22 protein-coding genes, 1 pseudogene and 1 other annotated feature are annotated in these 22788 nt (G+C 51.3%); of the genes and pseudogenes, 11 read left to right on the forward strand and 12 right to left on the reverse strand.

Going from position 1 to position 22788, the window contains the following annotated elements:
- The 9 genes from pduO to FDX03_RS16055 all read left to right on the forward strand — a co-directional run bounded on the left by pduO (position 1) and on the right by FDX03_RS16055 (position 8387).
- Positions 1-1008: a two-domain cob(I)yrinic acid a,c-diamide adenosyltransferase PduO gene (gene pduO / locus FDX03_RS16015; RefSeq protein ID WP_124021641.1), complete on the forward strand. Its 1008-nt coding sequence runs from the start codon at positions 1-3 to the stop codon at positions 1006-1008.
- Entirely contained in the window at positions 1005-2390 is a 1386-nt protein-coding gene (gene pduP, locus FDX03_RS16020; protein WP_048212002.1) for a CoA-acylating propionaldehyde dehydrogenase PduP, read from the forward strand. The genes pduO and pduP overlap by 4 nt, the downstream gene beginning before the upstream one ends.
- A gap of 10 nt (positions 2391-2400) precedes the next feature.
- Positions 2401-3513 (forward strand): 1-propanol dehydrogenase PduQ, encoded by a 1113-nt coding sequence (locus FDX03_RS16025; RefSeq protein ID WP_137346222.1) that lies wholly within the window; start codon positions 2401-2403, stop codon positions 3511-3513.
- Entirely contained in the window at positions 3510-4865 is a 1356-nt protein-coding gene (gene pduS / locus FDX03_RS16030) for a cobalamin reductase PduS (protein ID WP_137346223.1), read from the forward strand. The genes FDX03_RS16025 and pduS overlap by 4 nt, the downstream gene beginning before the upstream one ends.
- A gap of 2 nt (positions 4866-4867) precedes the next feature.
- Positions 4868-5422 carry a propanediol utilization microcompartment protein PduT gene (pduT, locus tag FDX03_RS16035; protein ID WP_003030201.1) on the forward strand — a complete coding sequence of 185 codons (555 nt, stop codon included), beginning with the start codon at positions 4868-4870 and terminating at the stop codon, positions 5420-5422.
- The gene (pduU, locus tag FDX03_RS16040; RefSeq protein ID WP_137346224.1) at positions 5422-5772 is read left to right on the forward strand and encodes a propanediol utilization microcompartment protein PduU; all 351 of its coding nucleotides are present in this window, start codon (positions 5422-5424) and stop codon (positions 5770-5772) included. Before pduT ends, pduU begins: the two co-directional genes overlap by 1 nt.
- A gap of 4 nt (positions 5773-5776) precedes the next feature.
- Positions 5777-6229, forward strand: coding sequence for a propanediol utilization protein PduV (gene pduV / locus FDX03_RS16045; RefSeq protein WP_061067705.1), 453 nt, complete (start codon positions 5777-5779; stop codon positions 6227-6229).
- Complete coding sequence (locus FDX03_RS16050) at positions 6214-7428, forward strand: acetate/propionate family kinase (RefSeq protein WP_061067704.1); 1215 nt, start codon at positions 6214-6216, stop codon at positions 7426-7428. The genes pduV and FDX03_RS16050 overlap by 16 nt, the downstream gene beginning before the upstream one ends.
- 92 nt (positions 7429-7520) lie before the next feature.
- Entirely contained in the window at positions 7521-8387 is an 867-nt protein-coding gene (locus FDX03_RS16055) for an L-threonine kinase (protein ID WP_137346225.1), read from the forward strand.
- Between the two features lie 39 nt (positions 8388-8426).
- Here the strand turns inward: FDX03_RS16055 and FDX03_RS16060 are convergent, their stop codons facing one another.
- The 7 genes from FDX03_RS16060 to phsA all read right to left on the reverse strand — a co-directional run bounded on the left by FDX03_RS16060 (position 8427) and on the right by phsA (position 15712).
- The gene (locus tag FDX03_RS16060) at positions 8427-8762 is read right to left on the reverse strand and encodes a DUF496 family protein (protein ID WP_005128046.1); all 336 of its coding nucleotides are present in this window, start codon (positions 8760-8762) and stop codon (positions 8427-8429) included.
- Positions 8763-9000: 238 nt separating this feature from the next.
- Entirely contained in the window at positions 9001-10059 is a 1059-nt protein-coding gene (locus FDX03_RS16065; protein ID WP_048212010.1) for an FUSC family protein, read from the reverse strand.
- Between the two features lie 107 nt (positions 10060-10166).
- Positions 10167-10634 (reverse strand): DNA gyrase inhibitor SbmC, encoded by a 468-nt coding sequence (gene sbmC / locus FDX03_RS16070; protein WP_005128054.1) that lies wholly within the window; start codon positions 10632-10634, stop codon positions 10167-10169.
- A gap of 124 nt (positions 10635-10758) precedes the next feature.
- Positions 10759-11931: a serine-type D-Ala-D-Ala carboxypeptidase DacD gene (dacD, locus tag FDX03_RS16075; protein WP_105242165.1), complete on the reverse strand. Its 1173-nt coding sequence runs from the start codon at positions 11929-11931 to the stop codon at positions 10759-10761.
- Positions 11932-12081: 150 nt separating this feature from the next.
- Positions 12082-12849, reverse strand: a complete 768-nt coding sequence (phsC, locus tag FDX03_RS16080; protein WP_005128058.1) for a thiosulfate reductase cytochrome B subunit — start codon at positions 12847-12849, stop codon at positions 12082-12084.
- A complete protein-coding gene (gene phsB, locus FDX03_RS16085) occupies positions 12846-13424 on the reverse strand; it encodes a thiosulfate reductase electron transport protein PhsB (protein WP_005128061.1) in 579 nt (192 codons plus the stop codon). Before phsB ends, phsC begins: the two co-directional genes overlap by 4 nt.
- Positions 13425-13438: 14 nt before the next feature.
- Complete coding sequence (phsA, locus tag FDX03_RS16090) at positions 13439-15712, reverse strand: thiosulfate reductase PhsA (RefSeq protein ID WP_137346226.1); 2274 nt, start codon at positions 15710-15712, stop codon at positions 13439-13441.
- Positions 15713-16109: 397 nt separating this feature from the next.
- On the opposite strand from phsA, the gene sbcB reads away from it, so the two are divergent.
- Complete coding sequence (sbcB, locus tag FDX03_RS16095; RefSeq protein WP_137346227.1) at positions 16110-17534, forward strand: exodeoxyribonuclease I; 1425 nt, start codon at positions 16110-16112, stop codon at positions 17532-17534.
- A gap of 39 nt (positions 17535-17573) precedes the next feature.
- Here the strand turns inward: sbcB and tsuB are convergent, their stop codons facing one another.
- From tsuB to FDX03_RS16125, 5 genes and pseudogenes are all read right to left on the reverse strand, one after another.
- A complete protein-coding gene (gene tsuB / locus FDX03_RS16100) occupies positions 17574-17801 on the reverse strand; it encodes a thiosulfate utilization sulfurtransferase TsuB/YeeD (protein WP_048212013.1) in 228 nt (75 codons plus the stop codon).
- 16 nt (positions 17802-17817) lie between these two features.
- Entirely contained in the window at positions 17818-18876 is a 1059-nt protein-coding gene (gene tsuA, locus FDX03_RS16105) for a thiosulfate utilization transporter TsuA/YeeE (RefSeq protein WP_048212014.1), read from the reverse strand.
- Positions 18877-19052: 176 nt separating this feature from the next.
- Entirely contained in the window at positions 19053-20414 is a 1362-nt protein-coding gene (gene plaP, locus FDX03_RS16110) for a putrescine/proton symporter PlaP (RefSeq protein WP_040231916.1), read from the reverse strand.
- 214 nt (positions 20415-20628) lie between these two features.
- Positions 20629-21613: pseudogene (locus FDX03_RS16120) on the reverse strand (LysR substrate-binding domain-containing protein).
- A gap of 41 nt (positions 21614-21654) precedes the next feature.
- Positions 21655-22479: an SDR family oxidoreductase gene (locus FDX03_RS16125; RefSeq protein WP_124021635.1), complete on the reverse strand. Its 825-nt coding sequence runs from the start codon at positions 22477-22479 to the stop codon at positions 21655-21657.
- 174 nt (positions 22480-22653) lie between these two features.
- Here FDX03_RS16125 and hisL point away from each other — a divergent pair, with 174 nt between their 5' ends.
- Complete coding sequence (gene hisL, locus FDX03_RS16130; RefSeq protein WP_101741515.1) at positions 22654-22701, forward strand: his operon leader peptide; 48 nt, start codon at positions 22654-22656, stop codon at positions 22699-22701.
- Positions 22677-22788: a sequence feature (His leader region), on the forward strand. It overlaps the preceding gene by 25 nt.

Below are 22788 nucleotides of genomic sequence, written 5' to 3' on the forward strand. Positions count from 1 at the left end.
ATGGCGATTTATACCCGAACGGGCGATGCCGGTACAACAGCTCTCTTTACCGGACAACGCGTGAGTAAAACGCATCCGCGCGTCGAGGCTTACGGTACGCTGGATGAGCTTAATGCAGCGCTTAGCCTGTGCGTTTGCGCGGCGAAAAACCCGCAGCACCGCCAGTTGCTTGAAAATATTCAGCTGCAGCTTTTTTGGTTCAGCGCCGAACTGGCAAGCGAAAGCGAACAGCCAACGCCAGAACAGCGCTACATCAGCTCAGAAGAAATTGCTGCACTGGAAGCCGCCATCGATACCGCGATGGGGAGAGTACCGCCCCTACGCAGCTTTATTTTACCAGGCCGCAGCGAAGCCGCCAGCCGACTACACTTCGCCCGCACACTGGCTCGCCGCGCAGAGCGGCGACTGGTCGAACTCTCCACAGAGATCTCCGTCAGACATGTATTGATGCGTTACATCAATCGCCTGTCCGATTGCTTATATGCGCTTGCACGCGCAGAAGATCATGATGCTCATCAAAACCACATTATTCAGAAAGTGACGGAGCGCTATCTCGCAGCCATCCGCACATCAGCCACCCAGGAGCCGACTATGTCACTGTCTTTTCAGGAGCTCCACCAACTGACTCGCACGGCGGTGGCGAGAGCAGAAGAAATTCAGGTTCCGGTCGTCATTTGCATTGTTGATGCGAACGGAACTCAAACGGTGACCTGGCGCATGCCTGACGCATTGCTCGTCAGTAGCGAACTGGCACCGAAAAAAGCCTGGACCGCCGTGGCGATGAAAACCGCCACGCACGAGCTGACATCAGCGGTGCAACCAGGGGCCGCGCTTTACGGTCTGGAAAGCCATATGCAGGGAAAAGTCGTCACCTTCGGTGGCGGGTACGCATTATGGCGAGAGGGTTTACTCCTTGGGGGTCTTGGCATCAGCGGGGGAAGCGTTGAGCAGGATATGGACATTGCAGAAACGGCCATTGCGGCGATTAACGTGAGAACACATCAATGAATACTTCAGAACTTGAAACGCTTATTCGTAACATTTTGAGTGAACAACTCGCCCCGGCAAAAGCAGAAGTTAAGGGTAATGGAATTTTTCCTTCCGTTAACGAAGCAATTGATGCCGCGTATCAGGCTTTTCTGCGTTATCAGCAGTGTCCATTGAAAACCCGCAGCGCCATCATCAATGCCCTGCGAGAAGAACTGACGCCTCACCTGGCTTCACTGGCCGCCGAGAGCGCTGCCGAAACAGGAATGGGCAACAAAGAGGATAAATTTCTCAAAAACAAAGCCGCGCTGGACAACACCCCGGGAATCGAAGACCTCACTACCACGGCGCTAACCGGTGACGGTGGCATGGTGTTATTTGAGTACTCTCCATTTGGGGTGATTGGCTCCGTTGCGCCAAGTACCAACCCGACGGAAACCATCATCAATAACAGCATCAGTATGCTGGCCGCGGGAAACAGCGTTTATTTTAGCCCGCACCCTGGCGCAAAAGCAGTATCACTGAAACTGATTGCCATGATTGAAGATATTGCCTTCCGCTGCTGCGGGATCCGGAATCTTGTCGTCACGGTCACAGAACCCACTTTTGAGGCTACCCAGCAGATGATGGCACACCCTAAAATCGCAGTTCTGGCGATTACCGGCGGCCCTGGCATTGTTGCTATGGGTATGAAAAGCGGGAAAAAAGTCATTGGCGCAGGTGCAGGAAATCCGCCCTGTATTGTTGATGAAACTGCCGACCTGGTTAAAGCAGCTGAAGATATCATCAACGGTGCATCGTTTGATTACAACCTGCCCTGTATTGCTGAGAAAAGCCTGATTGTTGTCGATGCTGTTGCTGAACGACTGGTCCAACAAATGCAGTCTTTTGGCGCGTTACTTCTGCACAACGAAGACATCAACAAACTGCGCGCCGCCTGTCTACCTGAAGGCATAGCCAATAAAAAACTGGTTGGAAAGAGTCCAGCAGCCCTGCTTGAAGCTGCGGACATACCGGTTCCGGCAAAAACACCTCGCCTGTTGATTGGCATCGTCAATGCTGACGATCCATGGGTCACCAGCGAACAGTTGATGCCAATGCTGCCCATCGTGAGCGTAAAGGATTTTGACAGTGCACTGGCGTTGGCACTGAAAGTTGAAGAGGGACTGCATCACACTGCCATCATGCATTCACAAAACGTGTCACGTCTGAATCTTGCCGCCCGCACCCTTCAGACCTCAATTTTTGTGAAAAATGGCCCCTCTTACGCCGGTATTGGTGTCGGCGGTGAAGGCTTTACCACCTTTACTATCGCTACTCCAACCGGTGAAGGCACAACGTCAGCGCGAACTTTCGCACGCTCTCGTCGTTGTGTGCTCACCAACGGTTTTTCTATTCGCTAATGGGGCCGTTATGAAAAGCTTTTCACTGCAAACTCGATTGTACAGCGGCCAGGGAAGTCTGGATGTGCTCAAGCGCTTCAAAAATAAGCACATCTGGGTTATCTGCGATGGTTTTCTCGCGCGTTCTCCCTTGATTGAAAAGCTGCGAAATACGCTGCCCGCGGATAATCGCATCAGCATTTTCAGTGATATCACACCCGATCCAACCATTGGTACGGTAGTTCAAGGGATTGCACAAATGCAATCCCTGCAACCGGATGTGGTGATTGGTTTCGGCGGTGGCTCCGCACTTGACGCCGCAAAAGCCATCGTCTGGTTTAGCCGACAGTTCGGTATCGAAATTGAAACCTGTGTCGCGATCCCTACCACCAGCGGTACGGGATCGGAGGTGACCAGCGCCTGCGTGATTAGCGATCCGGACAAAGGCATTAAGTATCCATTATTCAATAATGCGCTTTACCCGGACATGGCCATCCTCGATCCGACGCTGGTCGTCAGCGTACCGCCAGCCATCACTGCGAATACCGGCATGGATGTGTTAACGCACGCGCTGGAAGCTTACGTGTCTACGAAGGCCAGCGACTTTACCGACGCACTGGCTGAGAAAGCGGCACAAATCGTCTTCCAGTACCTGCCTGTCGCCGTCAGTAAAGGCGACTGCCTGGCAACCAGAGGAAAAATGCACAACGCGTCAACGCTCGCCGGAATGGCATTTAGTCAGGCTGGACTGGGTATCAATCATGCGATTGCCCATCAGTTGGGCGGCCAGTTTCATCTGCCCCACGGACTCGCCAATGCGCTGCTGCTGACCCATGTCATTCATTTTAATGCCCGCGATCCCCGGGCCGCAAAGCGCTATGCCCGTTTCGCTAAAGCCTGCCACTTATGCCCAGATAACGCGAACGATACGGCGGCTCTGAATGCGCTGATTCATCATATCGAACTACTCAAAAAACAGTGCGCATTGCCTGCATTTATTGATGCACTGAAAGACGAGAAGCATACCTGGTCGCAACGTATACCGTCGATGGTTCAGGCCGCGCTGGCTGATGTCACGTTGCAAACCAATCCCCGCGTAGCCGATGCCAGTGCCATTCAGGAACTGCTTGAGGAATTATTATGAAGACAGCCATGACGGCAGAACATGTTCTTTATGACGCACAAATGATACGCGATCGCGTGCGTGCAGCAGGCGTGGTTGGGGCCGGTGGTGCGGGATTTCCTGCACACGTTAAACTCCAGGCGCAGGTTGATACGTTTCTGGTGAACGCCGCAGAATGCGAGCCGATGCTGAAAGTTGACCAGCAATTGATGGCCGTCCAGGCTGAGCGACTTATCCGCGGCGTTCAATACGCTATGACGGCTACCGGCGCCAGTGACGGTATTATTGCGCTCAAAGAGAAATACCAGAAGGCTATCAATGTGTTAACGCCTCTTCTGCCTGCCGGCATCAGCTTACATATTTTACCCGATGTTTATCCGGCTGGTGATGAGGTGCTGACCATCTGGATGGCAACAGGCCGGAGAGTTCCACCTGCTGCGCTGCCAGTCAGCGTCGGCGTGGTGGTCAATAACGTCCAGACCGTGCTCAACATCGCCAGAGCGGTAGAACAACAGTACCCCGTTACCCGTCGTACTCTGACCGTCAACGGTGCGGTCGCCAGACCAATCACCCTCACCGTCCCCGTCGGCATGTCTTTACGCGACGTTCTGGCGCTGGCCGGGGGGGCAACCGTTGACGATCCCGGCTTTATTAACGGTGGTCCGATGATGGGCAGCCTGATTACGTCACTGGATACCCCAGTCAGCAAGACCACCGGGGGCCTGCTGGTTTTGCCTAAGTCTCATGCGTTGATTCAGCGGCGGATGCAGGATGAACGCACTGTGCTTTCTGTTGCAAAAACCGTTTGCGAGCAGTGCCGTTTGTGTACGGATTTGTGCCCAAGGCATTTGATCGGTCATGAATTATCCCCGCATCTGCTGGTTCGTGCGGTTAATTATCAGCAAGCAGCCACGCCGCAATTGCTGCTCACGGCCCTGACCTGCTCAGAATGCAATGTGTGTGAAAGCGTTGCCTGTCCCGTTGGGATTTCACCGATGCGCATCAACCGCATGCTCAAACGCGAGCTGCGGGCGCTCAACCATCGTTATGAAGGGCCGCTAAATCCTGAGGATGAAATGGCGAAGTACCGGCTGATCCCGGTTAAGCGCCTTATTACCAAACTGGGTCTTAGCGACTGGTATCACGATGCGCCACTGGCTGAGACCGATTATTCCACAGATAAAACGACGCTGTTGTTACGCCAGCATATAGGTGCCAGCGCCATCCCATGTGTAGAACAAGGCGAACGCGTTGTTCGCGGTCAATGTGTTGCCGATGTACCGTCCGGTGCATTAGGCGCGCCTGTTCACGCCAGTATTGACGGTATTGTCAGCGAAATCACTGAGCAATCCATCACGGTAATAAGAGGTTAATCATGTCTCAGGCTATAGGGATTTTAGAACTCACCAGCATTGCCAAAGGAATGGAAGCTGGCGATGCCATGTTAAAAAGCGCGAATGTGAATTTACTGGTCAGCAAGACCATCTGCCCGGGAAAATTTCTACTCATGCTCGGTGGTGACGTAGGCGCCGTACAACAGGCGATCGCCACAGGAACATCTCTTGCTGGCGATATGCTCGTTGATAGTCTGGTACTCCCCAACATTCATGCCAGCGTACTCCCCGCAATCAGCGGACTAAACAGCGTAGATAAGCGTCAGGCAGTTGGTATTGTCGAAACATGGAGCGTTGCTGCCTGCATCTGCGCCGCCGACCGGGCGGTTAAAGCCTCCAACGTCACGCTGGTACGCGTCCATATGGCATTTGGTATTGGCGGCAAGTGCTACATGGTCGTTGCCGGCGATGTATCCGATGTGAATAACGCGGTGACGGTTGCCAGTGAAAGTGCGGGTGAAAAAGGCCTGCTGGTTTACCGCTCGGTCATACCTCGTCCGCATGAAAGCATGTGGCGACAGATGGTGGAGGGATAATGGAAAGGCAACCCACCACGGATCGAATGATTCAGGAATATGTACCAGGCAAGCAGGTCACATTAGCGCATCTTATCGCTAATCCGGGTAAGGATTTGTTCAAGAAACTGGGATTACCAGATTCGGTTTCTGCGATCGGTATTCTGACCATTACCCCCAGCGAAGCCTCAATCATCGCCTGTGATATCGCCACGAAATCCGGGGCGGTAGAGATTGGTTTTCTTGACCGGTTTACCGGCGCGGTGGTACTGACGGGCGATGTTTCAGCCGTTGAGTATGCGCTGAAACAGGTAACCCGAACGCTGGGCGAAATGATGCGTTTTACCGTGTGTCCCATCACCCGGACGTAATCTCATGAAACGTATCATGCTAATTGGCCCCAGCCAGTGCGGTAAAACGTCGCTCACGCAGTGTTTGCGTGGAGAAGCACTTCATTACCAGAAAACTCAGGCGATTGTCTGGTCGCCAACGACAATAGACACACCGGGTGAATATCTTGAGAACCGCTGCCTGTACAGTGCGTTACTGGCCAGCGCTTGTGAAGCCGACATTATCGCTCTGGTACTGAATGCCGACGCCCCATGGTCACCTTTTTCTCCAGGTTTTACGGGTCCAATGAACAGACCTGTTATCGGCCTCGTCACCAAAGCCGATTTAGCTAACCCTCAGAAGATTTCACTCATAGAAAGCTGGTTGGTGCAGGCTGGGGCGCAGAACGTGTTTGTCACCAGCGCGCTGGAGAATACCGGGGTCGATGAGATGTTCATTTTTCTGAATGCAAAGGAACCGTCATGTCTCACAAAATAATGGCCATTAACGCGGGGAGCTCCTCGCTTAAGTTTCAGTTACTGGCGATGCCGCAGGGTGAAATGATCTGCCAGGGGCTGATTGAACGTATCGGGATGTCTGACGCGCAGGTCACGCTTAAAACACCCGTACAGAAATGGCGGCAGACGTTACCCGTTGCCGATCACCGTGAAGCAGTAACTCTGTTACTGGAAAAACTGCTTAGCCTGAACATCATCAAAAGTCTGGAAGAGATCGATGGCGTCGGTCATCGCGTCGCACATGGTGGTGAGTCCTTTAAAGACTCTGCCCTCGTCAACGATGAAACACTGGCCGAAATCGAGCGTCTTGCAGAACTGGCACCACTACATAACCCGGTTAATGCGCTGGGGATCGCAGTTTTTCGTCAGTTATTACCCGAAGCACCTGCCGTCGCAGTTTTTGACACTGCTTTTCATCAGACGCTGGCTGAGCCTTCTTTTATTTATCCTCTACCCTGGCGCTATTACTCAGAGCTGGGAATTCGGCGTTACGGTTTTCATGGTACCAGCCACAAATACGTCAGTACCGCGTTGGCTGAAAAGCTGGGCGTCCCGCTCAGCGCACTGCGCGTCGTATGTTGTCATCTTGGTAATGGCAGCAGCATCTGTGCTATCAAGGGCGGAAAATCGGTGAATACCTCGATGGGCTTTACGCCACAGTCTGGCGTGATGATGGGTACGCGCAGCGGAGATATTGACCCGTCAATTTTGCCGTGGATTGCCCTGCGCGAAGGCAAAACACCGCAGCAACTTAACCAGCTCCTCAACAATGAATCGGGATTACTTGGGGTTTCCGGTATCTCATCAGACTATCGTGACGTTGAACGCGCCGCAGACGAAGGCGACTCACAGGCTGCACTCGCACTTACGCTGTTTGCAGAGCGAATTCGTGCCACAATAGGCAGTTATATTATGCAGATGGGCGGTCTGGATGCTTTGGTATTTACGGGTGGAATTGGTGAAAACTCAGCCCGAGCACGCGCTGCGATTTGCCACAATCTGAATTTCTTAGGTCTGGCTGTTGATGATGAAAAAAATCAGCGCAACGCAACCTTCATTCAAACTGAAACTGCGCTGGTCAAAGTGGCCGTTATAAATACCAATGAAGAGTTGATGATCGCGCAGGATGTTATGCGTATAGCGATATCAGAAACTGTGACATTGGGCATTCCTGCTTAATCCTGCCGCACCGCAAATTGCGGCAAATCATGGTAATAGCGCGATCGCCATGACACTATGCGCCGAGGATTGCTGATCACAAAGGTGAAGACGTGGCTGTTGCGCAATGTCCTGCATCGTGCGGGGAACTTATCCAGGGCTGGATTCTGGGCAGTGAGAAGCTGGTCTCCTGCCCGGTTGAATGGTATAGCACCGTTGAGGTCAGTTCGGGTTCACCACAAGTGGATGAACGCCCACTCTCGCGAGCGATGGTTGACCGGTTATTGCAGCACTGGCACTACCCGGCGCATATCAGTCAGGATATTCGTATAGATATCCAGTCAACGATTCCCATTGCGAAAGGAATGGCCAGTAGCACCGCAGATATTGCCGCCACCGCGCTTGCCACCGCTCATTTTCTGGGTCATCAGCTTGATGAACCTACACTGGCACAGCTTTGCGTTTCTCTTGAACCTACCGACAGCACCGTTTTCCACCAGTTAACCCTTTTCGATCATAACGACGCCTCTACGCAAATTCCCTGTGAAGCGCAGCCCCAGCTTGACCTGTTGGTTCTGGAAAGCCCGGAAACATTACGTACCGCAGATTATCACCGCATTCCGCGCCAGCCCGGGTTACAGGCCGGTGCTCCCGCGCTTAAACGCGCATGGGAAAAAGTACAGGAAGCCTGTATTAGCCAAAATCCCTATCGGATGGGGGAGGCCGCCACGCTTAGCGCAATCGCCAGCCAAATGTTGTTGCCAAAACCGGATTTCGATTCGCTATTGGCGCTGGTAGAAGAGTGCGATTTATACGGGGTGAATGTTGCGCACAGCGGCAGCGTGGTGGGTTTGATGCTGGACAGAAAACGTCATGATGTTGATTACATCAAATGGATGCTGGCACAGAAAAAACTGACAACTCACTGGCCTGAGCAGCATTTATTGCGGATGGTAACAGGCGGGGTAAAACTACAGTAGGGGTCGCCGCTTAGCAGCGCCCCCTACTGCCATAAAACGTTACTCTGCTTTCGCTTCGCCGTTTTTCACTTCACCCATGGCTTTCAGCTTTTTAGAGATATCACGACGCTCTTTAGAGATCTCTGCATTCTTGATGATGTAATCATCTACACGATCTTCATAGTCGCTTTTCATGCTGGCGATGATACCCTGGATAGCATCAACGCTCATGCCCGGCTTGATGTAGTCGCTCAGGTTGTCCAGCAACAGGACGCGTTTCTGGTTGTCACGGATCTTTTTCTCAACGTCCTGGATTTCACGTTGCAGTTTGTTTTTACGACGGAACAGACGAACAAATTCCAGCACGTCCTGGAAAGAAGGCTTGGTAGTTTCCATTTTTACACCCCTGATAATGTGAGATTCGGATTCGTTAAAACAACGGCTAAAGTGGGTCAACATTACTTTCATGCCCGCCATACTTCAAGTTGCATCTGCATTGATAATGCATGGCTGAAACCTGAATTATCGAGGGTAAAGCCATTGTAGTTACCAATGGTTTTAGCCTTTTTCAGTATCATACCCTTAATCTTTGCTGAATCGAAGCAGCAGTAGAACCAATCCCCTTATCTGCTCTTTATTTGCGCAGCGCGCGACAAATCAAATGTGAGAGCAATTCCAGTTGCCGTGCCATCTCCATATTCAACCAGACATAGCCATGAATAGGTGTTTCAGCAACATTATCGCCTTTATGCTCAGCGATGAGTTGGCGCAACTCCGCCACGGTGTCATTGAGCTTTTCCGTATTGACAAGTATCGGCTGCGGATTACCTTCATATAGCGCATGAGTGATCGTCAGTAGCGCTTGTTGCGTTCTGAGCTGAGTTTCACGCAAGGTATGCGCGTTCAGCATCACAAAGTGACTGGTACGTGTCGCCCACAGCGCGTTGATTTGCAGCTCAAGCATGCACACCAGGTTGCGGTTAACCGTCTGAATAGCTTCAAAGATGGATTTTTGGATGTGGGTCTCTTTACTGGCAGGAACGATGAGTCCACGCATTTTGACAACGTCACTCAGTAGTTGTTGTAAATGCTTCTCCAGTCGGGGCTGCTCGAGCAGATTGGGGGAGAGCGCGGCCTGATACACCCGATTGTACCCCGTTACACAATGCGCCAGTTGAATACGCCAGTGAATAAATGCCCGCTGCGGCCAGATGCCGGTAAACAGCATCGCCAGTAACGATCCCAGAATCACGTCGCCACCGCGCCACAACGCTGTATTCATGTCACCCGCAGGAGCCCCGACGACGACGGCAAGCGTTATACCAATCAGCAACGCCTGATAGGGTTTTTTACCTAAGGCCAGCCAGCCGCAGAGAAACATCGCTACTGCGCACCATATCAGCATAAGCGGAAGTGACAGGAGTTCGAGACGCAGAGCAACCAGCCCAAGTACTGAGCCCAGAATCGTCCCGCCAATGCGTTCAAGCGCTCTTGGGACGACATTACCCCAGAATGAAATAGGCCCCATAATCACCACCAGCGTGATCAGAGGCCACGTACCTTCAGGAATATCCAGCAGGCGAACCAACAGAAAAGTAAGAAGAAACGCCAGCGCAATGCGAATACCGTGCACTACACGATAATGACGATACAAACGAATTTCAAAAGGACTCAGCGACTTATCGGCACGCACTCATCCACTCCGTCAGGGAATAGCAAAGAACAGAATTGTACCTGCTTTTTTAGTGAAAACATCATCGTTATCACCAGGACTTTCATCCTGATTTACACAAAAAACAGCTACTTCGGCTGTACCGGCACATACATTTCGATGTCCCAGTAACCGTCTTCCATGCCATTATTCATATAAATCTCAAAACAGGGTTTGGCGGCTATCTGGTATGTTGCGTCCTGTAGCAGAAGATTAAAAAATTGATACCATGGCGTCGCAAAGTCATGATTTTCAACACGAGCAACAGCAATAGCATACTCACCACCGGCCAGTTCAGTCAGTATCACACCTTCGCTGTTCTCTGGGATCTCGAAATTCTCTGCGACGGAAACCACAGTATCGCAGCGCAGTTTGTCAGCAGGCACAACATCCGGGTTGTCGTAATAAACGGCGATCCATTCCAGCGGCACTATCTGCTTGTCATCCACCCACATGACTAACTGCTCAAAACCCTGCTTTACCGTTTGCTCCCACGGTCCAACCATATGAAAACCAGCAATCCTGCGTTTATCGACCTGCTTTATCTCGTACTCCATATAACCTCCGTCATTACACTGTATTTATATACAGTGTAATTATTGTATATTACGGCCACAAGGAAATAGTGATTATTATGTGAGCAGTTTCGCACTCTTGCCAGTCAGTAGCATGGGTGAAAAATTACACCTTATGGTGGAAGTAATCGCTCAGACGCGAAAATACGCCGCCTTTACTGACCGATTCCAGGGTGACCAGTGGCCAATGCGCCACCAGCTTATCCCTGTCATAGAGTTCAATTTCCCCCACGCGTTGATGCGCGGCAATAGGCGCTACCAATTCTTTCTTATCAAGAACATATTTTGCTTTGATATTCTGGACTTCAGCCTTAGGAAGCGCCATCCAGAAATCCTGCTCGGTACCGAGGCTAATTTTTTCTTTATCGCCATACCAGATTCGTTCGACGCCGACTTGCTTACCGCTACGCAAAACCTGCACCGTATCAAAATTTTGTTGCCCCCACTGCAGCAGTTTGCGTGCCTGATCCTCGCGCCCTTTCGCGCTCTCGGCTCCCATGACCACGGCAATCAAGCGACGTTGTCCATCAACTGCGGAGGCGATCAGGTTAAATCCTGCTCCGGATGTGTGCCCGGTCTTCAGGCCATCGATGTTCATCGTTTTATCCCACAGCAGCCCGTTACGGTTTTGCTGCGTGATACCATTCCAGGTAAGACTCTTCTCACTGTACATGTGGTAGAACTCAGGTTCCCCGTGAATAATCGCCCGGGACAACACGGCCAGATCGTAGGCCGAGCTATGCTGGCCTGGCGCGTCCAGCCCATGCACCGTTTCGAAATGTGTATCTTTAAGCTTCAGCTTCTCAACGTAACTGTTCATCATCGCGACAAACTGTGGCTGTCCACCCGCGATGTAATCCGCCAGCGCGACGCATGCGTCATTGCCGGAATCAACAATTAAGCCGCGACTTAAATCGCGTACTGACACGCGATCGCCTTCTTTCAGGAACATTAATGATGAGCCTACAAACACCGGATTATCTTTCGCCCATGCGTCACGTCCGACAGTGACGATATCCGTTGGGCTAATGCGATGGCTATCAATCGCGCGATCGACAACATAGCCGGTCATTAACTTGGTCAGGCTGGCGGGGTTGCGTTGCTGGTGTTCATTACCGGCGGTCAGGGTTTGGCCCGTGGTGTAATCCATAAGCACCCACGCGCCAGCATTGATGGCGGGAGGCCGGGGTGCAAAACTGGCGACATCAGTAGCATAAGCGGACGAAAAACTTATCGCGAATAGCGAAGCGGCAATAAACAAACGGCGTTTCAACAGCATGTCCTCATAACCAGGAGAAATAGCCGTTCTTTTTACGGAAGTTCTGCCGAACAAACATGGATAAATTGCAAGAAAATGTGACATAAGGCACATTTTCTTGCTGTTAAAGAAAAAAGTCAGACGGACTTCCCCTGCAAAATACGCGCAGGATTAGCCTTTATGTGATGCTGTTTCTGCATGATGGCTGCGATGACGGTGATAGCCGTCAATCATGCTGCGAAAGATTTGCCCCGGTGTGTCACCCAATGTGCACAGGTAAATATGTGCACAAATGAACAGAATGCCAACAATCGCCAACACCATATGCAGCACCAGCACCACCGGCCCGGCGCCTATAATCTGCGGGTAAAGACAGAGCAACCCGGTAATGATTAACAGCGGAACCAACGCATACATGATGGCCAGATAGGCTAACTGTTGCAGGGGGTTAAATTTATTCTCCGCTGTTGCCGCAAACGGATGTGCCTCACCTTTCATTATCCCATACAGATAAAAACGCGTTTGCAGCAGGCAACGCGTTATCAACCCGCTGAATTGCACACGATAGTGACTACCGTTGCCGCTGGTGGCATTGATCATGACGAAGCCAATCCAGAAAGCCAGTAATGCGAATCCACACCAGGTGTGCACCTGCACCATCAGCGCTACCGGTCCGATAGAAAAATGGCCGAACAAACCGCTGAGCAGAAGCAGGATAAAAAGCAGCGCATTTCCCCAGTGCCAACGGCGGACAGCCAATGAGTAGAGATAGTCACGGTGCTCTTCTCCGGCTGCCGTTTTGGGTGCCAGCATTCGACGCAGCAGTGCATGCATCACCAGACCGGCAATCATCAACAGAATGACTACGCCGGCATAAATGAGCCACAGCGGCCAGTAGTCTGGCGCATAGTTAAGCTCTGCTCCCCAGATAGAATTCATACTTTTCCCTCCTGATGAATCTCTTTACGCCGAAAAATACTCACCGCACCGCTACGCGTATCCTGCTGACGGTAAACCTCTTTTTGAAGAATCCAGTGCTGAATTTCAGGGTCATCACGACGACCAAACTTCAGCGCATCCGTAGGGCATACGGAAACACAGGCAGGCGATTGTCCAGCGTCCAGACGGGTGTCTGCGCAAAAGTTACATTTATCTGCAATTCCTGTTTGTGGGTTCAGGTAGCGCACATGGAACGGACAGGCAGCTACGCAATAATCACAGCCAATACAGCGGGACTTGTCCACCTGCACAATGCCGTTTTCGTCCCGAAACGAAGCGCCAGTCGGACAGACGCTGACACAAGGCGCATCTTCGCAGTGCTGGCAGGAGACGCGGACAAACTGAAAGTGAGACAGCACCTCAGGTTCGTTTTCCGGTGAGCGGATCTGCACCTGCAGCCGGCTAAAACCTTCTGGCACATCATTCAGAACTTTGCAGGCAACTGTGCACGCCTGACAACCAATACAGCGTTTCTCGTCATGCAGCATGACATACGGATTTGTTGACTGATTCATGATGTTCTCCTTTCTCATGCCCGACGAAGCGTAACGCCAGCGGTATGGACCACTGTGCCGGATACCGGACTGGTTACATGCGGAAGCAGGTTGCCACAGTGGATCCCATGCGTTGTCGCTGCGGTTTTCGCGCCAGCCTTGGCGCCGAATCCCATATAGACGAACAGCGTGTCGGGTCGAATACCGGCAGTGACCAGCGCTTTGCCTTTCTCCTTACCCGTCGCATTTTCAAGCCAGATGTCATCGCCGCTTTTAATCCCTTTTTCTCCAGCCGTTTTCGGGTGGATCCACACCGCGTTATCCCACATCAGTTCGCTGAGTAATGGGACATATTGCGTCGCGCCATTGGTGTGAACTGCGACTTTGCCTTGAATGAAATAGAGTTCATTGTCGGCCTTGAGCGCAAAATTGCGTGCACGCGGAATACCATAGCCCGGCAGGAGAGTTTCCAGTTCTTCGGAATAAAGTTCGATCTTTCCGGATGGGGATTTGAAGCGCAGTTGTTCGCCATACGTACCGTCATTGTCAACGGCCACTGCTCCCGGATACTGCGCAGTAAACTGGCGTACCGATTCAGGCTCACGGAGTAACAGTGGAACGCCCCACTCCCGATACCCTTTCTGGCGCAGTTCAGCAGATAACGCATGGTCACCATTGAGCTGATACAACTGGCGTACTTGCATATCTTGCCACGGATAGTACTGCCCAAGACCCAATTGCTCACCCAGCTCTTTCCAGATTTGCCAGCTTGGGCGCGCATCACCGATAGGCTCAACGACCTGCTGGCGCAGCGCATAGGCCGGATTCAGCCCCGACATATCAGAGACTTCTTCATCGCGTTCGAGATAGGTGCATTCAGGTAACAGGTAATCGGCATAGGCCGCGCTTTCGCTTAAATAGACATCGCAGCTCACCACCAGATCCAACTGCTCAACGGTTTTGACCAGATCCGGCCGACAGGTCACGGTTTGAAAAGGGTTATGCCGGGACATAATCCATCCTTTCACCGGATAAGGCGTCTGGTTTAACACAGCATCGATAATGCTCTGCACCACCCCACCGCCCGCAGCGATGTATTTGAATTGCGGCGCGACCAGGTCAATACGCTGCGCCGTTGGCTTAGGGAGTTTGGCATCCGGTTTCGCCAGCACCGGAGCCACCTTCTCTCCTGCCAGCTTATTGTAGGTTGCAGCGGCTTTTTTCTGGTACATGCCGCCTTCGCGCTCAATATTTCCCAGCAGCACGTTGAGGGTGAAAATCATGCGCCGCATGTCGATCTCTTCCTGCGAAAAAGTCGCACGGTGACCAGGGCTGACAATCGCATGGGGGGCGCAGGCCGCCATTTCTCGAGTCACCCGGGTAATGACATCCGCAGGCACGTCGGCCAACTTTTGTGCCCATTCCGGCGTGGCCTCTTGTACTGCCTCTGCCAGTTGGTCAAAACCTGTTGTGTAGCGTTCAACGAATCCCGCGTCATACAATTTCTCAGTAATCATGACGTGGCACATCGCCATCAGCACCGGTAAGTCTCCCCCCGGTTTAATCGCATGCCATTCATCCGCCTTACTGGAAAATACCGACAGCCGGGGGTCGAAGCTGACCATCTTCGCGCCCTTCTCTTGTGCGGTCATCAATTCATGAGTATCAGCAACCTCAATCCCTTCATAGAGGTTATGTCCAAAAGAGACCATATAGCGGGTATTGGCGATATCCATTGCTAAATCCCCACCCATCATCACTTTGGCGGCAATGGCTTTACCTGCTGGACAAGTTGAAGCGTGCGTAAAGGTATTTGGTGAGCCAAAAGCCGTCGCCAAATGAAATAAATGGCCGGAAAGCGAACCAGATTTAGAGGAGAATACAACGCCCTGCGGCCCATATTGATTTTTTATTGCCGCCATCTTTTCGGCAATTTCTTTATACGCCTGTTGCCAGCTAATGACCTGCCATTCGCCACTGCCACGCGGCCCGGTGCGTTTCATTGGTTTAACAATCCGGTGCGGGTCGTTTATCAGGCTAACACCGCTGCCCCCACGAGCACAAACGCGCGTGCCTTGCTGAGAGGCATTAGGGTTTCCCTGGATAAAAACTGTTTTATTATTAATCACCTGAGCCTGAATTGGACAGCGAAAGGAACACATTTCACACAGACTCGGCGTCAGGGATGTTTTCCCTTTAATACTCTCTGGTGAATTTCGCGCCAGTGCGCCAGGGGGGAAACTGCCTATTGCACAGGCCGAGCAGCCAATACCCACACCCCGCAAAAAATTACGCCGACTAATGCTCATATAACCTCCTGTTATTAGATATATCCAATGATTATATGGCCTTTAAATTATTAATTTTTAACCTTACTCACATTTCATTACAATGAAATTCCGTTAACTGGCAAGAATAAAACTCATTGTTTATAAAAGAGTTTTAAAGTTTCCAGAACACACTACCAAACGTAAAAATAACAATAATAGTTCTCAATTAGCTTATTTATGTACTCACAAAATAACGTTATCTTATTTCATGAAATATCCTTAAAACCCCAAATCTATTAATTCATTTTATTTTAATCACGTTTACCGCAATTTTATTGCGGCCACCGCCGGGCATTGATAATCCCGTTGCTGATTACCGCGCTATTTTTTGGTATTCTTAGATAAGCGCTAAATTGATCCCGGACATAACTGAACAATGAATGACGGCAAGCAGCAACCTGGTTTTCTCTTCCACGATTACGAGACCTTTGGTACCCATCCGGCACTGGACAGACCCGCACAATTTGCGGCCATCCGCACAGATAGCGATTTCAATATCATTGGCGATCCCGAAGTCTTTTACTGCAAGCCCGCCGACGACTATCTGCCACAACCCGAAGCGGTACTGATAACCGGTATTACGCCGCAAGAAGCACGTGAAAAGGGTGAGAACGAAGCCGCTTTTGCTGCCCGTATCCATGCGCTGTTTACCGTGCCGAAAACGTGTATCCTCGGCTATAACAATGTGCGCTTCGATGATGAAGTGACACGTAATATCCTGTATCGCAATTTTTATGATCCCTACGCCTGGAGCTGGCAGAACGACAATTCTCGCTGGGATTTGCTGGATGTAATGCGCGCCTGCTATGCGCTACGACCGGAAGGGATCAACTGGCCAGAAAACGACGATGGTCTACCCAGTTTCCGCCTTGAGCACCTGACCCGCGCCAACGGTATTGAGCATGCTAATGCCCACGATGCGATGGCAGACGTGTATGCCACCATTGCAATGGCGCAACTCGTAAAGTCACGTCAGCCGCGTCTGTTTGACTATCTCTACAGTCACCGCAATAAACACAAGCTGGCTGCGTTGATTGATGTCCCGCAAATGAAGCCCTTAGTGCATGTATCTGGAATGTTCGGTGCATGGCGAGGTAACACCAGTTGGGTTGCCCCGCTTGCCTGGCATCCGGATAATCGTAATGCGGTTATTATGGTCGACTTAGCGGGTGATATTTCTCCCTTGCTTGAACTGGATAGCGACACCCTGCGCGCACGTCTTTACACCGCCAAAGCCGATCTGGGGGATAACGCAGCGGTGCCGGTTAAACTGGTGCATATCAACAAATGCCCGGTTCTGGCACAGGCTAATACGTTACGTCCGGAAGATGCCGATCGTCTCGGAATTAACCGCCAGCATTGCCTGGATAATCTTAAAGTCCTGCGTGAAAACCCGCAGGTGCGCGATAAAGTGGTGGCTATTTTTGCCGAAGCAGAACCCTTTGCGCCATCGGATAACGTAGATGCGCAGTTATACAACGGTTTTTTCAGCGATGCCGACCGCGCCGCAATGAAGATCGTTCTGGAAACCGAACCTCGAAATTTACCCGCACTGGACATCACTTTTGTCGACAAGCGCATTGAAAAACTGCTGTTTAATTATCGCGCACGCAATTTCCCCGGAACACTGGATGAGGGGGAGCAGCAACGCTGGCTGGATCATCGTCGTCAGGTATTCACACCGGAGTTTTTGCAAAATTACGCGAATGAATTGCAGATGTTGAGTCAGCAATATGCTGATAATAAAGAGAAGCTGATGCTACTGAAATCACTCTGGCAGTATGCGCAAGAGATAGTCTGAAGATGAAATGCCCTCCGCCAGACGGCGGAGGGATCCTGGTTACGCTTTCTGCACCGTAATGCTCCAGGCGGCGTCACCCACCTGTTGATAATCAGTAATCACGTGCCCCTCTTCGGCGGCCCATTGCGGGATTGCCTCTGTTGCCTGGGTACAGTCAAATTCGATCACCAGTTCATCACCACTTGCCATTTCAGCCAGTGCCGCTTTTGCTTCAATCAGTGGAAACGGACAAACCTGTGTGACCACATCCAGTCTTTTAATTGCCATCATCAAATCCTTACGCTTAATTTGCCGCAGCAGCGACTAGTTTTGCCTTACGCTGCGGTCTGATATACACAATCCATGACGCGGTCCAGACACCGAAAATCATAAAGACCAGGCCAACCCATCCCTGCCAGGTCATCATCGCCGTCATAACCAGACCGTTGCCAATCGAACAGCCACCCGCGATGCTGGCACCAAAGCCCATTAACAGACCACCAAAACCGCTACGCAGCGTGGTGGGTGCGTCGGCTGCGCGAACGCGAAATTCGCGACTGGCTTTCGCTGCAATAAATGAGCCGATAAAAATGCCCAGCACCAGGAACACTCCCCAGTTAATAAACTTACTGTCGCCTGCGACAAGAAATTGCAAAATATTGGCGGTTGGTGACGTGATACCCAGGCCAAACATTCGTCCGGTTGCTTCGCTCAGCGGCCATGCCAACAGCGCAATCAGCCCAATCAGAACCGCAGTAACAAATGGATGCCAGCGCTTCTCAAACAAAATATGCGCAAGGCCGGTACGACGAGGCGGTAGCGTAGCGACTTTCAATTTTGGTTTTCTCAGCTCTTTCGCTACCACCCACACTGTAACCGCCAGCAGAATAGCGATCAGTGGCCATACGGACAGGCTCAACGTATCGGCAATGGAGTTATGCTCAGTACTGTAGGTTTTCAGCGCCTGATTCAGCCCACTCGCATGCGTAGAGCGCATCACCGCACTCATCACCATATAGGTAAACAGCGCAATCCAGCTACCGATAAGCCCTTCTCCTGCACGATACCAGGTTCCGGTAGCACACCCGCCCGCATAAACAATTCCGATACCAAAGACATAACCACCAACAACGGTTCCCAGCCATGGGAAGGGGCCGGCATCATAGCTGAGTACACCCGCCTGAATCAGCGCAAAGACACCCACGCTTTGCACAGAGATGGCTATCAGTAGCGCATAGAACATACGATTGTTTTTCGCAATATACATATCGCGAAAGCCGCCCGTCAGACAGAATCGTCCACGTTGCATGACAAAGCCAAGCAGCGCGCCACAGATGAGCCCGCTTAAGATCATTGAAAACATAAATTAATTAGCCAGAAGTATATTAGTCAGGAAATTATTAATGACTAACGGGTTCAGAACCAATAACCAAATTCTCTAATTTAGAACTAACGGTTATTAATATTGGCTGGAAATAAAGCAGAGGAATAAAAAAACCGGAGAACATGTCTCCGGTTTTTCGATGTCAGATTAGGTTATTACGCGATATCTTCATCGTACTGCGGTACCGGGTTGCGGAAACTCTTGGTCACACAAGCCAGGTAGATCAGACCAATACCAGCCCAGATCAGCCCCAGAACCATAGAGCTCTCTTCCAGGTTCACCCACAGCGCCCCCACGGTCAGCGCACCGCACATCGGCAGGAACAAATACTGGAAGTGGTCTTTCAGCGTCTTGTTACGCTTCTCACGGATCCAGAACTGGGAGATTACCGACAGGTTAACGAAGGTAAACGCCACCAGCGCACCAAAGTTAATCAGCGCCGTCGCCATCACCAGGTCGAAGTTGATTGCCAGCAGGGCAATCGCGCCAACCAGGATGATGTTCATGGACGGAGTACGCCATTTCGGGTGTACATAACCGAAGAAACTTTTCGGGAATACACCGTCACGCCCCATCACGTACATCAGACGCGCTACGCCAGCATGCGCCGCCATCCCGGATGCCAATACGGTAATGGTGGAGAAAATCAGCGCACCGACCTGGAAGAACTTACCGGCTACGTACAGCATGATTTCAGGCTGTGAAGCATCCGGGTCCTTGAAGCGAGAGATATCCGGGAAATACAACTGCAACAGATAAGTGGAGACAATAAAGATCAGGCCACCAATCAGTGCGGTCAGGAAAATTGCACGCGGGATCACGCGCTCAGCATCCTTGGTCTCTTCAGAGAGGTTGCTGATACCGTCGAAACCAGTGAACGAGAAGCACAGGATAGTAGCCCCTGTGATCATTGGAATCACGTGTGCGTCACCTGACCAGAACGGACGGCTGCTCACCAGCGTACCCGCCCCTTCCCCTTCGAACACGCCATAAACGACCATGCCGAGGATCACCGCAATCAACACGACCTGCAACAGCACGATCACGGTGTTGAAGTTCGCGACAGATTTGAGGCTGCGCAGGTTAAAAGCGGTCATAAAGGCCACCAGTGCTACCACGAAAATCCATGACGGTATCGACGGCACCAGAGCTTCAAAATAGATTTTCGCCAACAGAATGTTGATCATCGGTGCGAACAGGTAGTCCAGCAGTGATGACCAACCCACCATAAAGCCAACGGTCGGGCTAATGGATTTCTGGGCGTAAGTGTAGGCAGAGCCTGCAGACGGATAGCGACGCACCAGTTTACCGTAGCTCAGTGCGGTAAAAAGGATGGCGATCAGTGCAAAGGCGTAAGCTGTCGGGACGTGACCATCGGTCATTCCTGATACGATACCGAATGTATCGAACAGCGTCATCGGCTGCATATAGGCAAGGCCCATCATGACAACCGGAACCAGCGTAAGCGTTTTACGTAATTCCACGCGAGAGGTGTTTGGAGTAGCGTTATGCGACATGGTTATCCTCCATTACGGCGGAAACCGTCGCGTAAGCAAAAAATTGCCCCATTTTTTGTTAATCCTCAGCGACAACAACTGTCGATTTTTAAGTAAGTATCTATCCGGTACGAAGCCCGGCCTCTTTTATGAATGATTGGTTTGATGCAAAAAAATAACCGACGCGTATTAAAACGTCGGTTAATCTCATTTTTTGCAAGCGGCGCATTGTGCACTAAATTAGGGCGAAATGACAAGAGAATGAGAGCCTTGTCAAAAAATATTTTTTTCTAACCGATTGATTTATCGACAACCGTTTTTACATAGACACCCGCGATAGCACTATTTGCTAAAATTTCATCCCGCCACCATGCACTGGCTAATCCCGCGGTCTGCTCGTTCCAGCCAATCCACACGGGTTCAAACAGAATCTGCGCGACAACTTTCTTCTCAATCAGGGCCCCGCTGTCCAGAAATCGTTGTGCCAGATAGCGCGGAATATAACCACACCCCAAACCACTTATCTGCAGTTCCAGTTTGGTTTTGAAGTCAAAAACGGTGATGGCTTCCTGATCGTCAAGTAGCTGAGAAGCCGATACGTTCGCGGGATGCACATTATCGCCGACCACAATGGCGCGAAAACGTTTGATCGTTCTACGACTCAACGGTTCCGGTTCCTGCGCCAGTGGATGATGGGGGGCAACAACAAAAACCTGTTCAAGCACCCCCAGACGCGCAAAACCAAAGTCACTCGCTGTGGGTGGGTCACGCATGGCACCCACAATGATATCGGCCCGGCCCTGAATCAGGGCATCCCAGGAGCCGCCCAATACGCCATTGATAAATTTAAGACGCGTCACGCTGTGGTGTTGATAGAAAGATTCGATAAGCGGGGCAAGAAGCGAAAAGGGAAAGGTATCGTCTACGCCGATAACCAGTTCATTCTCCCATCCTTCATGCAGTTTGATGGCCTGCTTTTCGAGTTCGCGCACGGTATGTAATACCTCGCGTCCCTTTTCCAGCAGCATCTGTCCGGTACGGGTAAATTTGGCCCGGTGTCCACTGCGATCCAACAACTGAATATTGAGATCGCTTTCCAGTTTGTGGACGGTATAACTCAGCGCTGACGGCGTCTTAAACAATTTTGCGGACGCCGCCGCGAAACTCCCCTCTTTCTCTAACGCATCAAGAATGATCAGAACATCCAGCAGTGGTTTCATACTCGCCCCCTGGCGGTATACAGCGACACTCTGCTGATCTGTCACTCCATCGGCATCACCAGCGGATCGGGATACTGGTACTCAAACCCAAGCTCATTGCAAATTCGGTTGCCATCAATGACTTTACCTTTACCGTTATCCACTCCGTCCCGGAAATCCGGTGCTTCCATCCCCAACAGGCGAGCCATCTGGGGGTAGAACACATTGCGTGCCGGATGCATAGGCGCACATATATTATAGATGTGTCCCCCTTTAGGCGCTTGTAGCAGCAACGTGATAGCAGAAACCACGTCATCCAGATGCACCAGATTGACGCCATGCTGTCCATCTGGTGCTGTTTTACCCGCAAAAAAGCGACCGGGATGTCTGCCCGGTCCCACAAGGCCTGCCAGGCGCAGAATATCCACCGACGTTCCCGGCAGATTGTGCAGCCAGTCTTCAAGTTCTTTCAGGGCACGACCGCTCGCCGTGACCGGATTGCGTGGTGTGCCCTCTTTTACTGTCCCCTGCACATCACCATAAACTGAGGTAGAGCTGGTAAAAATAATCCGTGGAATACGATACGCCAGCGCACTGTCGACCAGTTCCTGCATTGCCTGCAAGTAAAACGACTCACCCGGGCCACTACGGCGTGCAGGCAGGGTGATGACCAGCGCATCCGCATCCATTAGCGCATCGAGATCGTCAGGTTCACAGACCAGTTCAGGCTCCAGGCGCAACGAGTAGCTTTCAATACCGCTCATTCGGGCCGCTTCCACCCCATCCAATGTGGTTTTGCTGCCGGTAACCTGCCAGCCCCTGGCCGCCAGAGACATGGCTAATGGCATGCCTAACCAACCTAATCCGACAATTGCGACCTTTTTCATGCCTTTTCTCCTGACTTTTGGCCTATAACCCAAGGCTACGCCAGCCCACGGTGGCTGACAATTCATAGTATCAATATGAAATGAATTAATGATCAAAAAAAGCCCTTGCTTTCCGTGGCTAAAGTGGTTTAGGTTAAAAGACATCAAATGAATAAGCATTCATCGAGAAAATTTATGACACGCGCTCAATTTAATCACCATCATCACCATCATCCTGACTAGTCTTTCAGGCGATGTGTGCTGGGAGACATTTAAATCTTCCAGTGGTGCATGAGCGTATGAGAAAGCCCCCGGAAGATTTCTTCCGGG

This window comes from Citrobacter sp. wls827, from assembly GCF_005280875.1.
GTDB classification, from domain to species: Bacteria; Pseudomonadota; Gammaproteobacteria; order Enterobacterales; family Enterobacteriaceae; genus Citrobacter; species Citrobacter youngae.

Excerpts from the sequence above, each read along its gene's own strand:
- pduO (WP_124021641.1), top strand. The coding sequence starts at position 1 with ATGGCGATTTATACCCGAACGGGCGATGCCGGTACAACAGCTCTCTTT.
- pduP (WP_048212002.1), top strand. The coding sequence starts at position 1,005 with ATGAATACTTCAGAACTTGAAACGCTTATTCGTAACATTTTGAGTGAA.
- FDX03_RS16025 (WP_137346222.1), top strand. The coding sequence starts at position 2,401 with ATGAAAAGCTTTTCACTGCAAACTCGATTGTACAGCGGCCAGGGAAGT.
- pduS (WP_137346223.1), top strand. The coding sequence starts at position 3,510 with ATGAAGACAGCCATGACGGCAGAACATGTTCTTTATGACGCACAAATG.
- pduT (WP_003030201.1), top strand. The coding sequence starts at position 4,868 with ATGTCTCAGGCTATAGGGATTTTAGAACTCACCAGCATTGCCAAAGGA.
- pduU (WP_137346224.1), top strand. The coding sequence starts at position 5,422 with ATGGAAAGGCAACCCACCACGGATCGAATGATTCAGGAATATGTACCA.
- pduV (WP_061067705.1), top strand. The coding sequence starts at position 5,777 with ATGAAACGTATCATGCTAATTGGCCCCAGCCAGTGCGGTAAAACGTCG.
- FDX03_RS16050 (WP_061067704.1), top strand. The coding sequence starts at position 6,214 with ATGTCTCACAAAATAATGGCCATTAACGCGGGGAGCTCCTCGCTTAAG.
- FDX03_RS16060 (WP_005128046.1), bottom strand. The coding sequence starts at position 8,762 with ATGGAAACTACCAAGCCTTCTTTCCAGGACGTGCTGGAATTTGTTCGT.
- sbmC (WP_005128054.1), bottom strand. The coding sequence starts at position 10,634 with ATGGAGTACGAGATAAAGCAGGTCGATAAACGCAGGATTGCTGGTTTT.
- dacD (WP_105242165.1), bottom strand. The coding sequence starts at position 11,931 with ATGCTGTTGAAACGCCGTTTGTTTATTGCCGCTTCGCTATTCGCGATA.
- phsC (WP_005128058.1), bottom strand. The coding sequence starts at position 12,849 with ATGAATTCTATCTGGGGAGCAGAGCTTAACTATGCGCCAGACTACTGG.
- phsB (WP_005128061.1), bottom strand. The coding sequence starts at position 13,424 with ATGAATCAGTCAACAAATCCGTATGTCATGCTGCATGACGAGAAACGC.
- phsA (WP_137346226.1), bottom strand. The coding sequence starts at position 15,712 with ATGAGCATTAGTCGGCGTAATTTTTTGCGGGGTGTGGGTATTGGCTGC.
- sbcB (WP_137346227.1), top strand. The coding sequence starts at position 16,110 with ATGAATGACGGCAAGCAGCAACCTGGTTTTCTCTTCCACGATTACGAG.
- tsuB (WP_048212013.1), bottom strand. The coding sequence starts at position 17,801 with ATGGCAATTAAAAGACTGGATGTGGTCACACAGGTTTGTCCGTTTCCA.
- tsuA (WP_048212014.1), bottom strand. The coding sequence starts at position 18,876 with ATGTTTTCAATGATCTTAAGCGGGCTCATCTGTGGCGCGCTGCTTGGC.
- plaP (WP_040231916.1), bottom strand. The coding sequence starts at position 20,414 with ATGTCGCATAACGCTACTCCAAACACCTCTCGCGTGGAATTACGTAAA.
- FDX03_RS16125 (WP_124021635.1), bottom strand. The coding sequence starts at position 22,479 with ATGAAAAAGGTCGCAATTGTCGGATTAGGTTGGTTAGGCATGCCATTA.